Consider the following 14,321-nt stretch of genomic DNA (forward strand, 5'->3'; position numbering starts at 1 on the left):
AGGGCGGGGCGTTCGGTCGCTATTCGATGCCGGTGTCGCCGAGGGCCTCCAGTACGTGTCGCAGGCCGGCGCCGGTGTTCGCGACCAGGTCGCGGTCCACGTCGGCGAGCAGCCGTGCGTAGTTCGCCAGGTGATCGGCGAAGGCGGCCCGGGTGACCTCGTGGCCGTGCTCGGTGAGGCGGATCTTGATGGTGCGCCGGTCCTCGCCGTCGCGTACCCGCTCGACCAGCCCCTTGGCTTCCATCCTGTCGATTCGGTTGGTGATCGCGCCCGACGTCACCATGGACGCCTTGAGGAAGGCCCCGGCGGTGAGGGCGTAGGGCGGGCCCGAGCGCTGCAGCGTGGTCAGTACGTCGAACTCTCCGTGTTCCACGCCGTGTGCGGCGGCCGACGCCTTGGCGGACTTGTCGATCACCCGGGCCAGTCGCTGGATCCGCCCGAAGAGTTCCACCGGCCACAGGTCCTCCGCCACGTCGGGACGCTCCTTGACCCACTGACCGATGATCGCGTCCACGGCATCACTCATCGCCGCACTCCTCTCCATAGGGATCCTCTCAACGTTAAGACACTTGACGTTGAGAGAGTCGGGCTGCTTTTATCTCAACGTTGAGATTATCAAGACTGAACGACAGGAGCATCCCATGTCCGCGCTCGCCCTCCACCCCGACGCCCAGGACCTCCTCTTCCGCCAGGCCCGTACCGCCAACACCTTCACCACCGAGCCGGTGACCGAGGATCAGATCCGGGCCATCTACGACCTCGTCAAGTACGCCCCCACCGCCTACAACCAGTCGCCGCTGCGGATCGTCGTCATCCGCACGGACGAGGCCCGCGAGCGGCTCCTGCAGCACATGGCCGAGGGCAACCGGCCCAAGACCGCTGCCGCGCCGCTGGTCGCAATCCTCGCCGCCGACAACGAGTTCCACCAGGAACTCCCCACACTGCTCCCGCACTTCCCTCAGGCCAAGGACCTGCTGTTCGCCGACCGCCCGGTCCGCGAGGAGTCCGCCCTGCTCAACGCGACGCTCCAGGCGGCCTACTTCATCCTCGGCGTACGCGCGGCAGGGCTGGCCGCAGGGCCGATGACCGGCTTCGACTTCCCCGGCGTACGCAAGGAGTTCCTGGACGACGACCACACGCCGCTGATGGTCGTGAACATCGGCCGCCCCGGTGCGAACCCCTGGTTCCCCCGAGGACCGCGGCTCGCCTTCGACCAGGTCGTCACGACCCTCTGAACCGACTCCCCCGCGCCGAGCACCCGCGCCCCTCGGTCCGCACCAGCGCCCGGACCTACCTCGCCGTCCCGGACCTACCTCGCCGTCCCGGCACTCGCAGTCCTGGTACCTCCCCGGCGCACGGGCCGTCCTCCGTGCGCCGGCACGCTCCGCCCACTCCCCCATCCCTCCCGCGCCGATCGGCCCCCCACCCCGACCTCCGGAGTCCGCCGTGTCCCTGCTCGACCGAACCCGCCCCCTCCACCCCACCCAGGCGCCACGCCACATCCCCGCCCTGTGGCTGGCGTTGCTCGCCACTCCCCTCGCCGCGAGCGCCAACAGCCCCGTCCTCATCCTCCCCGACATGGCCGAATCCTTCGGCGTCCGCACCGCCACGGCGACCTGGCTCGTCACCGTCTTCGCCTGGGCCGTCGCCGTCGGCACCCCGCTCATGGCCGCTCTACTGCGCCGCCGCGGACTGGGCGCCACGCTCCGACTCGGCGCCACCTTGATCGCAGCCGGCACCGTCGTCGTCGCCGTCGCCCCCTGGCTGCCCCTGGCCATGGCAGGCCGCGCGGCCCAGGCGATGGGCGGCGCCGGCCTGGTCACCGCGGCAATGAGCCTCGCGGGCTCGGTCCGCAGGATGGGCGTGATCACCGCCGGCTTCGGAACGCTCGGCGCGGTCGGCCCGCTCCTCGGCTCCACGATCGCCGGCGCAGTCTCCTGGCGCCTTTCCCTCGCCGTCGGAGCGGTCGCACTCCTCGCCCTCCCGGCGATCACCCGCCGCGCCGACCTGTCCGCCCCCCGAGACGACACCCCCTTCGACGGCCGCGGCGCTACCCTCCTCGTCCTCCTCGCCACGGCCCTGGTCCTCATCCCGCGCTTCCCGCTTCCGGCAGTCACCGCCTCCCTCATGGCAGCCGCGCTGCTGGCCCTGCACATCCGCACCCGCCCCACCGGCTTCGTCCCCGCAACGCTCCTGCGCACCAGGACCTTCGTCCTGGCGACACTGCTCGCGTGCACCTTCGCCACCTCGTACTTCACGCTCCTCTTCACCGTCCCCCAACTGCTCGCCGACCGCACCGACTGGACCACGTCCACGATCGGCACAGGCCAGCTGCTCGCCCTCCTCGCCGGCTCCGTGCTCTCCATGGCACTGGCCGCCGCCTCCGCCCGGATGGGCCGCCCGCGGGTCCTGACGATCCTGCTGACCACCGGAGCACTCGCCCCGCTCACGACAGTGCTCGCCCCCTGGCCGCCGATGCTCCTGCTCGCCGCGACACTGGCGGTCCTCACGACAAGCGCGGGCCAGGCCACCCTCGCGGTGTACGCGACCCAGGCCGCACCCACCCACCAACGCCCCACAGCGATCGGTCTGTTCAACCTCGGCTACCAGCTCGGCGGCGCCTTCGGCCCCGCCATCGCCACCCTCATCACCCTCAACGCCTGAGCCACACCGCACCCCACCAACCCCCACCACAGCCCGCCGAGCCTCGCAAGCGCGGGAGCGCGGGAGCGGACCGCGCAAGCGGCTGGGACGCGCGGGCGGCGACGACCCGGGTCTCACGGGGTGGCGATGCCGAACTAACCTTCGCACCATGGCTTTGCGACCTGACGAGTTCTACGACCACGCGCTCTCCGCCGCGAATGGTGAGCGTCGGCTCCCCCTCGCGCGCATGACAGGGTGGGATATCAGCCCGTTCGAACCGGACGGATTGCGCGTCGCGCAGCTGCGCCCTCCGGTTCTGCCCGAGCCTCCGCGACACGGTGACGACCCGTCGGACTGTGAGTCGTGCCGAGCCCGAGGCGAGGGGATCTGGTTCAACGACAGTTGGCGGCTCACTCGGATCAAGGGGGTCGGTGTGCCGCTGGTGCTCATGCTGCATCCGCTTGAGCACCATGACATGGCGGACCTGCCCGATGAGCTGGCGGCCGAGTTGGGGGTCCTGTCCACTCACATCGTCCGCCACGTGCAGGCCCTGCCGCACATTTCGCGAGCCCACGTCTACCGCATCGGAGATGGGGGCGCACACCTGCACATCTGGTTCTTCGCACGGCCCGAGGGACAGACCCAGCTGTACGGATCGTGGATGCCCGTCTGGGACGATCTGCTCCCGGAATACCCGGCAGATGTCGCAGAGGCGGATGCGGCGATCGTGGCAGACGCATTGATCGCCTCCATCGGGGGTCGCCGCTCGGCTGCCGGCGAATCGCCGCACGACTGATCCCCACCCGGCAAACTCATCCGTACGACCTGCGGCTGCTTCACGTGCGCTCCTGGTGGATGCGAAGTCGCAGCACCAGGTCGTGCGGGTCAGCCGCCCTGGCCTGCGCTTCCGACCGGGCCGACCTTCACCGGAGAGCCGGGGCCTTCCGTGACGGGCAGGGTGGCGGCGCCCGGCCAGTCGAGGGTGACCGTCTTCGTCTCGTTCGGCGGGGTCACCAGGAGTCCCGTGATGCGGACTCCGGAGCCGCCCGTCTTGTTGATCGGGTAGTTGATGCCGAAGGCCGCCGACTTCCCGCTCTTGAGGGTGATCGAAGTGGCCTGCTGACCCGTGCGCTTCGCGGACAGCGGGCCCGCGCCGGTCTTGAGGTCGACCCCCGCGTACCCGGAAACCACACAGTCCCGGCCGCCGCTGTTCGTCAACTGCACGACGACGGTGCCGTCGGGGTCACCCTCGATGGTGTTGTCCGTCGCCGTGATCTCCAGATCGTCGGCGCGGCACCTGCCGGCCTTGCCGCTCTCGTCGGAGCCGGTCCCGGCGGCCGCGCCCTGCCCGCCGGAGCCATTCCCGGCCGAGTCCCCTCCGGTCGAGTCCGCTCCGGCGGAGCCCTGTCCCGCCGAGTCCTGTCCGGCGGAGCCCTGTCCGGCGGAGCCCTTCCCGTCGCCCTGATCCGAACCACCCGAGTCCGGACCACCCGAGTCCGAACCGCCGGTCGAGGAAGACGTGGTGGACGCGGACGGCGGTGCACTCTGCCCCGTGCCGTCGTCGTCGTTGCAGGCCGTCAGCGAGAGACCCGCAGCAACGACCAGGGCGGCGGTGAAGGTGAGCTTGCGAACGCGCATCGATTCTTCCTCAGTGTCGGTGGGGGGCTACAAGCTGCTCGGTACGAGCGAGCGTTTCCGATCACCAAGACCTGCCCGGGACGGCGAGCCGTTCCGCCCAACCGCCCCGTAGTACAACTCTGTTACAGACAACCAGGCACGTCTTCACCCTCCCGGGCGTGACCAGTGGGCCGGTCGTCGGTCACTGGTCACTGGTCACGCCCGGTGGGTCACATCCGTGTCGAGAGGGGGACCGTGATCTGCTTCAGCCAGGTGCCCGCCGCGAAGTCGCGCGCCTTGACGACCACACGGTCGCGGTGGACCTCGATCTGGAGGCCCTGGTTGAAGGTGCCGGGGACCGTGACCTCGCCGCCCTTGCCGTCGTCCTTGTAGCCCGTCTGCACCGCGCCCGTGTTGATGACGGAGAAGCCGTCCAGGTTGGCGGTGCCGGGGACGACCCGGCGGACGTACCAGTCCGACAGGGCGAGATCCCAGTGGGTGTGTCCACAGAAGAGGAAGACGTCCTTGTGGCGGCCGAGGATCCCGAGCAGCCGGTCCGCCTGGAGGTAGTCGCGCGAGTACAGGCGGTTGTGGCTGCCCGAGACCGTGTTGGGGAGCGGATGGTGCGTGATGACCATGACGGGCCTGCGGCGGCGCGCCCAGTGCGCGAGGCGCTCCTCCAGCCAGGTCAACTGCGCCTCGCTGAGCCACACTTCGTCCCAGAGCTTCGGGTCGTGGAAGTGCATGTACTTCTCGGTGCCGAGACTCAGCACCGGGATGCCGCCGAAGGAGTGCTCCGCGTACACCGTGTTGCGGCCGGCGAAGTGGTGGAAGCTACTGAACAGGGAGTCCTCGGTGGTGCCGTTGGGCCAGGTGTCCTGTGCCAGGGTCGACGGGTCACGCCACTTGGGGACGTAGAACTCGTGGTTGCCGATGGCCCAGGCGACCGTCCTCGCGTGGGTGTGGTGCGCGAGTTCGGCGGTGACCGCCGCGTACTCGGCGTCGTACCCGCGCGGCGTGATGTCGCCCGCGACGGCGAGGCCCGAACTCGCGGGGTTGGTACGGTTCATGTCCTCCAGTGCCACACCGAGGTCCCGGAGGTCGCCCTGGATGTCGCTGATGACGTTGAACGTGGCGACCGGCCGCCCCTTGCCCGTGTGCGTGGGGGGCGCCGCGCCCGCCGGTACCTGGGAGGCGGCGAGCGCGCCCGCCGCTCCTGTCGCGACGGTGAGCAGAGACCTGCGATCCACTGGGAGTTCCTCTCGGATGGGCGGTGGCCCCGGCGAGCATGCGACCTGACGCTCCCCGTGTTCAGGTCGCATGCGCTCGCGTCCCGGGGTACCGCGTTGTGAACTAGACCCGTTATGGATACGCAACCTGATCGGCCCGTTGCCCGGCTCCGGGATGTCTGCCGTATGAACGTATCCCGACGGGAGGGCTGAGCACTCCGGGGCGTCACACGGGCTGGGTGTCCGGTGTCCTCTGTGTGTCGTGTGCGTCGTGAGCCCCGGTGCCGGTGCCCGTGCCGGTGCCGAGTTGTGCCGTCGGTACCCGGAACGTCTCCCGCAGGCCCCAGGCGCACAGGACGAGGACCAGCGCCGCCGCACCGGAGTACAGGCCGACGCCGATCGGGTTGTTGTCGTACGCGATGAACAGTGCGGTCGCGGCGGTCGCGGCCGTGCCGCCGCCCAGCGCCGCGCCGGTCTGGTACGTGGCGGAGATGGACGAGTAGCGGGTGGCGGCCGGGAACTGCTCGCCGAGGAAGGCCGGTATGCAGCCCTGCGGGGCGGCCATCAACACGTTCACCAGCACGTACGCGAGGGTTGCGAGACCGAGCACATGACCGTCCACCAGGGGGAAGTAGACGAAGAAGAAGCCCGCATAGGCCAGCGTGCCGACGATCACCACCGGCTTGCGGCCCCTCCTGTCCGAGAGCATCGCCATGGCCGGCACGGCGAGCGTGAACGCGATCGAGCCCGCCACCTGCAGCAGCAGCGACTCGGTGTAGTCGTAGCCGCGCTCCTCGGCGTACGTCACCGTGAAGATCGTGCCGATGTAGGCGAGGGTGTTGTAGCCGAAGGCCACGCCGATGGCCAGCAGCATCTGGCGCGGGTGCCGCTTGACTGCGTTCAGGATCGGCACCCGGGGAGCACGGTCGGTACGGCGCTCCTCGTGCGGCATGCGGCTGCGGGCCACGACGCCCACCAGGACGAGCAGGCCGCCGAGCCAGAACGGCACCCGCCATGCCCAGGCCTGGAGTTGCTCCTCCGGCAGCAGGGTGATCACGGTGAACACGCCCGTACCGAAGAGGCTTCCGATGCCGATCCCCGCGCTGGTGAAGCTTCCCCACAGGCCGCGCCGGTTCTCCGGAGCGTTCTCGATGCCGAAGAGCGACGCGCCGCCCCACTCGCCGCCGGCCGCGAAGCCCTGGACGAGACGGAGGGCGACGAGCATGACCGGTGCGGCGACTCCGACGCTCTCGTACACGGGCAGACAGCCGATGAGGAAGGTGCTCCCGCCCATGATCAGGAGCGTGAGCACCAGCATGGCCTTGCGCCCGATCCGGTCGCCGAAGTGACCGAACACGACGCCGCCGAGCGGGCGGGCGATGAACCCGCTGCCGAACGCCGCGAAGGCCACCAGGGTGCCCACCGTGTGATCGAAGCCGGGGAAGAAGACGGTCGGGAAGACGATCGCGGCGGCAAGGCCGTAAATGATGAAGTCGTAGAACTCCAGTGCCGTTCCGAAACCGGAGATGAAGAAGGTGCGTGCGCCTGTGGCCGTTCGGGCCTCAGGGCTCGGTCGGACGGTCTCCGTCATGGCGGATCCTTCGGGGTGGGGAGGGATGAGGTGGGGAGGGGAGGAGCAGAAGAGGACGGCGAGGAGGGGAGGGAGAGACGGGAGGGCCGAGGAGCGCGGCCGGGAGGGAGGGGAGCGGTGTGTCAGAAGCGGGCGAAGTCCCGCGTCGTGGCCTCGTGCGGCGCGCCGGTGAGGTGGTCCAGCGCGCAGTGGGTGACGTCGAGGCCGATGGTGAGGAGGGTTCCCCACTGCTGGTGCGGCGGCTTGCCCTCGTCGGGGCGCATGCAGACGACGGCGCCGGCTCCGTCGTCCCCGCACAGGGCCTTCGCTCGCCCGGCGGGCGACAGCCCCGGCATCGCGGCCCGCACGTCGCGCAGGTGCGCGAGGCGCTCCGTCGTCAGCGAGTCGGCCGGGCCCGTGTCCCCGGCCGCGAGTCCGGCGTCGAGGAAGTGGTTGGTGTGCAGCAGCCAGCCGCCCTCGCCGGCCGGGACGACCGCCAGGCCGGCGGGGGAAAGTTCCAGGCTCGCGGCCGGAGAGCCGGGGGTGACCACGGTCAGCGAGGTCGACGCGCTGACACGTGCCGTGGAGGCGATGTCGACGGCCTGGTCGAGGGTGTCCGCCTCGTCGAGGATGCGGCGGGCCACCGCGTGGACGGGCACGCCGCCGCTGCCCGAGTCGGACGCGTGGAACAGGATGTTGAAGTGCACGCCCAGGCCGGCGCTGTTGACCCCGATCTTGCCCGGCACCCCGAACTCGGTGAAGAGCTTCACCGTGCGTCCCGCGCTCGGCGTCAGCTCGTGCAGAAGTCCGTCCGGGACGAGCAGGTCGTGCCAGTCCCAGGTCTGCAGGGTCTGCGGCGTCGCTCCCGGGGGCGCGAACACCGCCGTCGAGCACTCCCCCACACCGGGCTCGGGACAAGCGGCGAGGATCTCGGTACGGGCGCCGACGGCAGCCACCTTCCAGCGCTGGACGCCGGCCGCGTCGGCACAGGCGTCCGACTCCTCGGCAAGGGCCGGCGCCCATGCCCGTAGCGCCTCGTGGCTCCGTGTCGCGACGGAACGCACCTGGTCCTCGGGCACACCCAGGGCGGCGAAGTGCTCCAGGTAGAGCTCCGCGACGCGGCGGACCTGGCCGGCGAATCGGGTGCCGAGCAGGCTTCCGCGCTCGCGGGGGTCGGTCGTCCCGGTGGTGAGGGTGTGCAGTTCCATGTGCGTTCCTTCGGGGGCCGTGACCAGGGCAGGGATGCACCGGGCGGGGCCACGTGATGGGGAGGCCACACGGCGGGGCCTCCTGGTGGGGCCGCTCACGGATGGTGTGCGGCGCGCTTCAAGCTAGGAACGTAAAACGTTTTATGCAATGCTTGGGGCACATGCCCGGGGAGCTACTTGTCGGTAATGGTCGGCGGCGGCACCCGGGCGGAGTTCACTTCGGGAGGGCGGTGCGGTGGCGCGGGCACGGGCACGTGGCATCACGATCAAGGACGTGGCCCGGAAGGCGGGGGTCTCCATCACCGCCGTCTCGCACGCCCTCAACGACAAGGGCACCCTGAGCGCTGCCACGCGTGAGCACATCCGTGCCGTGGCCGATCAGATGGGGTACGAGGCCGATGCCCTGGCCCGCGGCCTGCGGCGTTCCACGATGGGCGCGGTCGGGTTGGTGCTGCGTTCCCTCGACGTCCTGGGCGACTACGCGCCCGCCGGCGTGGACGTCTTCGAGAGGTTCGTGGGCGCCGCCGCCTCACAGGCCCTGGCCCGCAATCTGAGCCTCATGCTGGTGCCCGACCTGACGCGAAAGCCGGTTCCGCCGCTCGCGTTCTCCCTGGACGGCTACATCGTCACCAACCCGCACGTCGACGACCCGGTCATCGCCCTCCTCGAGGATCGCGGCATCCCCTACGTGACGTACGGGCGCCCTCCGGGCCGTACGGACTTCACCCACTGGGTCTCGGAGGACGACACGGCCTCCGCGCGCCTGATCCTGACCCATCTGGAGGCCGGTGGGGCCCGTCGTGTCGCCCTGGTCCGGGGCACCGACCCGAACGCCTGGAACCTCGAACACCAGGACACCTACCTGCGGTGGTGCTCCGAGCAGCGCGTCACTCCACGGTTGTACGAACTGGCCGAGCGCTCGGGTGTCGAGGGCGGCGTGGAGCTCGCCGCGCGGATCGCGGACGACGGCGTACCGGACGCGGTCTTCTGTCTCACGGGACGGCACGCGGCCGGGGTGCAGCGGGGTCTCATGGCGCGCGGGGTACGGGTGCCCGAGGACACGATGGTGGTCGCCGGCTCCGACTCCGAGCACGCCCGCAACAGCCGGCCCGCCATCTCGGCCCTGGAACTGAACCCGGTCGACAGTTCGGCGGCCCTGCTCGACATCCTCCAGTCCCTGATCGCCGGACGGCCCGCCACCGCGCCACGGCTCACCACGGCGCGCTTCCGGCCGCGGGCGTCGACGCGGCGGTAGTACCGCCGGTGCGGTGGTGGTCCCGCCGGGGCAGTCATCGCCGCCGCGGTGGTCGCCGGTGCGGCCCGTCAGCCGAGTTCCTCCGCCGGCTCGACGATGACCCTCGGGTGTGACAACCGGATCTTCTGACGGATGTTCACGCTTCACGAGGCAACCCCCGCCCCGTGGTTGTCATCCTCCGAAGGCGAGAGAGGCACCGAGGAACCCGGGGCGTCCGGGAGATCCGGAGTCCCCGACGGCGCTCCCGAGCGCGTTTCGAGGTGCCCCCGACGAGACCGATCGTGAGGAAGACCGCTTTGATACGTGTCACACGCGGCGTGGCCGCCGCCGCGGCGTTACTCGCGCTGGCGGCGGTGTCGCCCGGAGCGGCGTACGCCCAGCCGTCGCCGTCGTCCGGACCACCGTCGACCACGTCCCCGGGGAGCCGTCTCGGCAACCTCGAACTGCCCGAAGGCTGGCAGGTGACCGGGGCCGGTGCCGGCAGGCAGTTGGTCTGGACGTCGCCCGAACCCGTACCCATGGGAGACGCACGGGTCGAGTTCCATGCCGGTGACCGGCTGCTCGGCCACCCGGTGGCCCAACGGGACGGCCGTTCCTTCCGGTTGCCCCTGCGGGACGTCCAGCTCGCCGAAGGGACCCGGTTGCGCGTCACGGCCGGCGGGCGTCGGCTCGACGCGGCCGGGCCCGCCCGCTCCGCGCGCATCGCGCCCCTCGCCCCGAGCGCTCGGACCGAGGCCCCGCTTCCCGCGAACCGGGTGGACCCCGGTGTGCCGGGTCGCTACCGCACCGTCAGCGGCGAGTACGACCTGAAGTCCGTGCGGCTGCCCGGGTTCCCCGAGCCCGTAGAGATGCGCGCCACGGTCGTGGGACCGGCGGACGCACCGGGGAAGAGGCCGGTCGCCCTGTTCCTGCACGGCCGCCACGGGACCTGCTACACCCCCGGAACCGAGGACGTGACCGGCGACTGGCCCTGCGCGGCCGGTTCCAAGCCGATACCGAGCCACCAGGGGTATCTGCGGGCCCAGCGACTTCTGGCCTCCCAGGGGTACGTGACGCTGTCCATATCCGCCAACGGCATCAACGGCCAGGACTACCGTGCCGACGACGGCGGCGCCCAGGCCCGCTCGTCCCTCATACGGCTGCACCTGGCCCGCTGGGCCGACTGGTCCACGAACCGAGCCGCCGCCCCGGCCGCCGTACGCCGTGCTTCCGCCGCGGACCTCTCGCGCGTGCTCCTTGTCGGCCACTCCCGGGGCGGCGAGGGCGTCAACCGGGCCGCACTCGACAGCCTCTCCCCGGCGCCCGCCGACCAGGACGGCTACCGGGGGCCCGTACGGTGGAAGATCCGCGGCACCGTCCCGATCGGGCCCACGATCTTCGGCAACAACCCGGCGCCCGACGTGCCTTCCATGACCATCCTGCCGGGCTGCGACGGCGACGTGTCCGACCTCCAGGGCCAGAACTTCGTCGACGGCACGCGCGGCGTCAGCCGGGGCGCCGCTCTGCACAGCGCGGTCTACGTGGTCGGCGCCAACCACAACTTCTTCAACAGCGAGTGGACCCCCGGCCAGGCGCAGGCTCCCGCCTCCGACGACTTCTGGTCCGACGAGGCGACCGACCCGGTCTGCTCCCCCGGCACGAAGACCCGTCTCACCGCCACCCAGCAGCAGGCCGCGGGCGCCACCTACATCGCGGCGGCCGCCCGGCTGTTCGTCGACGGTGACGACCGGGTCCGTCCGCTCCTCGACGGCACCGGCCGCCGCGCGCCCTCGGCCGACCCGGCGCGGGCCCTCACCCACGCCGTCGGCGCGAACCGTACGCCGGCCTTCGTACCGGGTTCCTCCTCTCTCACCGTGTCCGGCGGGGGGCGGCTCTGCGCCCAGATCGACCCCGACGCCGCCCGCGCGTGCCTGTCCCCCGACGCGGGCGGATTGTCACCGCACTTCGCGTACTGGGAGGCCTCTCGCGAGCCGGGCCGCGACGCCGTCGCGCTGGAGTGGACGCGTTCCGGAACCCCGGTCGCGGTGCGCTCGGCGCGGCCGGTCTCCCTGGCCGGTTCCGACGCTCTGGCCCTCCGGGTCATCGTTCCGCCCAACAGCACGGGCACCGCGCTCGACGTCGCCGTGACCGACGCCTCGGGGCGCCGCGCCCACCTGGGCCGTACCCGTGTCGACGGGCTGCCGGGCAGCGAGCGGACCGCGTCCTACTGGGCGCGCGAGGTGCGCGTGCCGCTGTCCGCGGCGGCCCGGTCCGGATTGGACCTGAAGCGGATCACGGCGCTTGAGCTGACTCCGCGCGGTACCTCCGGCCGGGCGTGGCTGATGGACGCGTGGGGCTGGCGCCCCGGCACTCCGGCGGTACGTCCGGCCGCTCTCGCACGTGTCGACATCGGCCGCCTGACCGTCTCGGAGGGTGACTCCGGGGTCCGGACCTACCGGGTTCCGGTGCGGGTGTCCGGTCAGGGCAACGGCCAGGTCCGTCTGTTCGTCCCCGATCCGGCCACGGGCGAGTTCACCTCGCGCACGGTGACGGTACGTCCGGGACGCCACGACATCGACGTGCCGGTGGAGGTACGGGGCAACTCCCGCTTCGGCTACACCGTCACGCACGACGCGTTCGTCAAGGCGGTGCGCGGCACAGTGGTCGGCGCGCACCGCGGAGGCGTGACCGTGCTGAACGACGACCCCATGCCCAAGGTGAGCGTGACGCCCGTCGCCGGCGAGGTGACCGAGGGCGGCGCCCTCACCTGGCGGGTGACGCTGTCCGAGCCCGCCGACGCCGAGATCATGGGCGGCGTCACCTTCCTGCCGCCCCGCGACGGCACGGAGCTGTCCACGGCGGACGTCGACCAGGCGTGGCTGAAGGAGCAGCTCGGGGAGGTGCCGGGTACGGTCACGCCCCTCTCGCAGATCGAGTCCGGCAGCCTGTACTTGTCCGTCTCCGTCCCGGCCGGCGCGACGTCCACGGAGGTGAGCGTGCCCACGGTCAAGGACGACGTCAGCGAGCCGGTGGAGTCGCTGCGGGCTCAGCTGACCATCTACGACGGCGGCTGGGAGCCCCTCCCCGGGCCGGAGTTCACGGGAACGGTGCGGGACGCTTCGTAACGCGAAGCGCCGACCCTGTCCGGTCCTGACGTGACGTGATCCGGGGCGGGCACCGATCCCTTCGGGGTCGGTGCCCGCGTTTCGCGTCGCTGGGGTGCGTGGGCCCCGTCACCTTCGTTCACGATCGGCACCCCGACGGTCGCGGCATCGTGGCGGTCGCCGCGTCGTGACGTTCGCGGCAGACGTGATCCGTACGCTCAATCGGTGTGATCACTCGTTCGTGAGTTCCTCCTCGTTCGGGCCCACCGCGCCACGACGCTGGCGTGTGTGGCGCGTGACCTGCGCCGTATCGGTGCGTGCGGAGGGGGAGATGTCATGACGTGGGGAGCGACGGGGCGCCGCGGCGGGCCCGGGGAGCAGGCGGTGCTCCTGGTGGCCGGGCTGGCCGATGTGGCCGTCGGCACGCTGGGGTCCGCCCTCGGCGTCGTACGGGGGCTGGCGCGGCGCTCGGACGCGGCGGAGTTGGTCGCGGAGGCCGAGCGGGATCTGACGGCACGTGGGCGTCTCGTGCTGGATCGCTACGCGGCCGTGCCCCCGGCGCATCTGGAGATTCTCGCCCGGCACGCCCTGGCCCGGCGGGTGGGCGACAGTGGCTGAGCGGTGGGAGTCGGCCGCGTTCAAGGCGCGTGTCGACGAGGTCCTGCACCGTTTCGTCGCCGACGAGGCCGATCTGCTGGCGGCGGTCGATCCGGCCCTGGCGCCGGTGGCCGAGCAGCTGGAGGCGGCGGTCGCCGTCGGCAAGCGGTTACGGGCGGCGTTCTGCTACTGGGGGTGGCGCGCGGCGCGGCAGCCCGAGAGCGACGCGTTGGTGCGGGCGGCGGCCTCCATGGAGCTCGTGCACGCGGCCGCCGTCGTGCACGACGACCTCATCGACGACAGTCCGCTGCGGCACGGGCGGCCCACCGCCCACGTGGCCCTCGGCCGTGTCGTACGGCACCACCCGCAGGCGGCGGACGCCGCCCGGTCGCTCGCGATGCTGGTCGGGGACCTGCTCATGTCGCTGGCCGGGCAGCTGTTCGCCACGAGCGGTCTGCCCGCCGCCTACCTCGGACGCGCCCGCCCGCTGTGGGCGGCGCTGGCCCGCGAGCTGATCGCCGGCGAGTGTCTGGAGATCCTGCACACCGGCGTCACCCCGGACACGGCGGCGTCACTCAAGGTGATCCGGTACAAGACCGCCAAGTACACCGTCGAGCAGCCCCTGTTGATCGGTGGCGCACTGGCCGGGGCCGACCGGCGGCTGCGCGAGGGGTACAGCGCCTACGGGCTGCCGCTGGGTGAGGCCTTCCAGCTGAGGGACGACCTCCTCGGCCTGTTCGGGGACACCCGGCACACCGGCAAGGCCAACGCCGATGACGTACGCGGCCATCGGCCCACCGCACTCCTCGCGGAGACCTGGCGCATCGCCGGTGCCGACGAGCGCGAGCGACTGCGCGCCCTCCTTGGGCGCCACGACCTGGACACGGACGGTCTGGAGGCCGTACGCGAGGTGATGCGACGGCTCAAGGCGCCCGACCGGGTCGAGAGCATGATCGCCGCCCGGGTCGAGGAGGCGCTCGGTGCGCTCCACGAGCTGGACGTACCCGCGCCGGCGGCCCATGCGCTGACCGGCCTGGCGCACTCGGCCGCGGTCCGCTTGTCGTGACCTTGTCCCCACCTTGTCCGGTCTGGACCGGCCTCGATCGGCCTCGATCGGTC

Annotated in this window: 12 protein-coding genes; 7 read left to right on the top strand and 5 right to left on the bottom strand. The window is 71.6% G+C overall.

All coding sequences use genetic code 11. From position 1 onward, the window contains the following. Nucleotides 1–19: 19 nt before the first annotated feature. Nucleotides 20–526 (bottom strand): MarR family winged helix-turn-helix transcriptional regulator, encoded by a 507-nt coding sequence (locus tag OG462_RS03990; RefSeq protein WP_406054483.1) that lies wholly within the window; start codon nucleotides 524–526, stop codon nucleotides 20–22. Between the two features lie 115 nt (nucleotides 527–641). Between OG462_RS03990 and OG462_RS03995 the strand changes: the two genes are divergently transcribed. The 3 genes from OG462_RS03995 (at nucleotide 642) to OG462_RS04005 (ending at nucleotide 3,439) form a co-directional block, all read left to right on the top strand. After that, nucleotides 642–1,235 (top strand): malonic semialdehyde reductase, encoded by a 594-nt coding sequence (locus OG462_RS03995; protein ID WP_406054485.1) that lies wholly within the window; start codon nucleotides 642–644, stop codon nucleotides 1,233–1,235. Between the two features lie 211 nt (nucleotides 1,236–1,446). Then, the gene (locus OG462_RS04000; RefSeq protein WP_406054487.1) at nucleotides 1,447–2,664 is read left to right on the top strand and encodes an MFS transporter; all 1,218 of its coding nucleotides are present in this window, start codon (nucleotides 1,447–1,449) and stop codon (nucleotides 2,662–2,664) included. Between the two features lie 148 nt (nucleotides 2,665–2,812). Then, a complete protein-coding gene (locus OG462_RS04005) occupies nucleotides 2,813–3,439 on the top strand; it encodes a hypothetical protein (protein WP_406054489.1) in 627 nt (208 codons plus the stop codon). A gap of 89 nt (nucleotides 3,440–3,528) precedes the next feature. Here OG462_RS04005 and OG462_RS04010 read toward each other — a convergent pair whose 3' ends face one another. The 4 genes from OG462_RS04010 to OG462_RS04025 form a co-directional block, all read right to left on the bottom strand. Then, complete coding sequence (locus tag OG462_RS04010) at nucleotides 3,529–4,281, bottom strand: DUF4232 domain-containing protein (RefSeq protein ID WP_406054491.1); 753 nt, start codon at nucleotides 4,279–4,281, stop codon at nucleotides 3,529–3,531. Between the two features lie 209 nt (nucleotides 4,282–4,490). Then, nucleotides 4,491–5,510, bottom strand: coding sequence for a metallophosphoesterase family protein (locus OG462_RS04015; protein WP_406054493.1), 1,020 nt, complete (start codon nucleotides 5,508–5,510; stop codon nucleotides 4,491–4,493). Between the two features lie 205 nt (nucleotides 5,511–5,715). After that, entirely contained in the window at nucleotides 5,716–7,080 is a 1,365-nt protein-coding gene (locus OG462_RS04020) for an MFS transporter (protein WP_406054495.1), read from the bottom strand. A gap of 122 nt (nucleotides 7,081–7,202) precedes the next feature. After that, nucleotides 7,203–8,267 (bottom strand): C45 family autoproteolytic acyltransferase/hydolase, encoded by a 1,065-nt coding sequence (locus OG462_RS04025; protein ID WP_406054497.1) that lies wholly within the window; start codon nucleotides 8,265–8,267, stop codon nucleotides 7,203–7,205. Nucleotides 8,268–8,541: 274 nt separating this feature from the next. Here OG462_RS04025 and OG462_RS04030 point away from each other — a divergent pair, with 274 nt between their 5' ends. The 4 genes from OG462_RS04030 to OG462_RS04045 all read left to right on the top strand — a co-directional run bounded on the left by OG462_RS04030 (nucleotide 8,542) and on the right by OG462_RS04045 (nucleotide 14,268). Then, nucleotides 8,542–9,522 (top strand): LacI family DNA-binding transcriptional regulator, encoded by a 981-nt coding sequence (locus OG462_RS04030; RefSeq protein WP_406054499.1) that lies wholly within the window; start codon nucleotides 8,542–8,544, stop codon nucleotides 9,520–9,522. Between the two features lie 296 nt (nucleotides 9,523–9,818). Continuing rightward, entirely contained in the window at nucleotides 9,819–12,626 is a 2,808-nt protein-coding gene (locus OG462_RS04035) for an alpha/beta hydrolase family protein (protein ID WP_406054501.1), read from the top strand. Between the two features lie 315 nt (nucleotides 12,627–12,941). After that, the gene (locus OG462_RS04040) at nucleotides 12,942–13,223 is read left to right on the top strand and encodes a polyprenyl synthetase (RefSeq protein ID WP_406054503.1); all 282 of its coding nucleotides are present in this window, start codon (nucleotides 12,942–12,944) and stop codon (nucleotides 13,221–13,223) included. Further along, entirely contained in the window at nucleotides 13,216–14,268 is a 1,053-nt protein-coding gene (locus OG462_RS04045; protein ID WP_406054505.1) for a polyprenyl synthetase family protein, read from the top strand. Before OG462_RS04040 ends, OG462_RS04045 begins: the two co-directional genes overlap by 8 nt. Nucleotides 14,269–14,321 lie beyond the last annotated feature (53 nt).

It is taken from the genome of Streptomyces sp. NBC_01077 (assembly GCF_045162855.1).
Taxonomy (GTDB): Bacteria; Actinomycetota; Actinomycetes; order Streptomycetales; family Streptomycetaceae; genus Streptomyces.

Coding starts and splice junctions, on each gene's coding strand:
- OG462_RS03990 (WP_406054483.1), bottom strand. CDS start 526: ATGAGTGATGCCGTGGACGCGATCATCGGTCAGTGGGTCAAGGAGCGT.
- OG462_RS03995 (WP_406054485.1), top strand. CDS start 642: ATGTCCGCGCTCGCCCTCCACCCCGACGCCCAGGACCTCCTCTTCCGC.
- OG462_RS04005 (WP_406054489.1), top strand. CDS start 2,813: ATGGCTTTGCGACCTGACGAGTTCTACGACCACGCGCTCTCCGCCGCG.
- OG462_RS04010 (WP_406054491.1), bottom strand. CDS start 4,281: ATGCGCGTTCGCAAGCTCACCTTCACCGCCGCCCTGGTCGTTGCTGCG.
- OG462_RS04020 (WP_406054495.1), bottom strand. CDS start 7,080: ATGACGGAGACCGTCCGACCGAGCCCTGAGGCCCGAACGGCCACAGGC.
- OG462_RS04025 (WP_406054497.1), bottom strand. CDS start 8,267: ATGGAACTGCACACCCTCACCACCGGGACGACCGACCCCCGCGAGCGC.
- OG462_RS04040 (WP_406054503.1), top strand. CDS start 12,942: ATGACGTGGGGAGCGACGGGGCGCCGCGGCGGGCCCGGGGAGCAGGCG.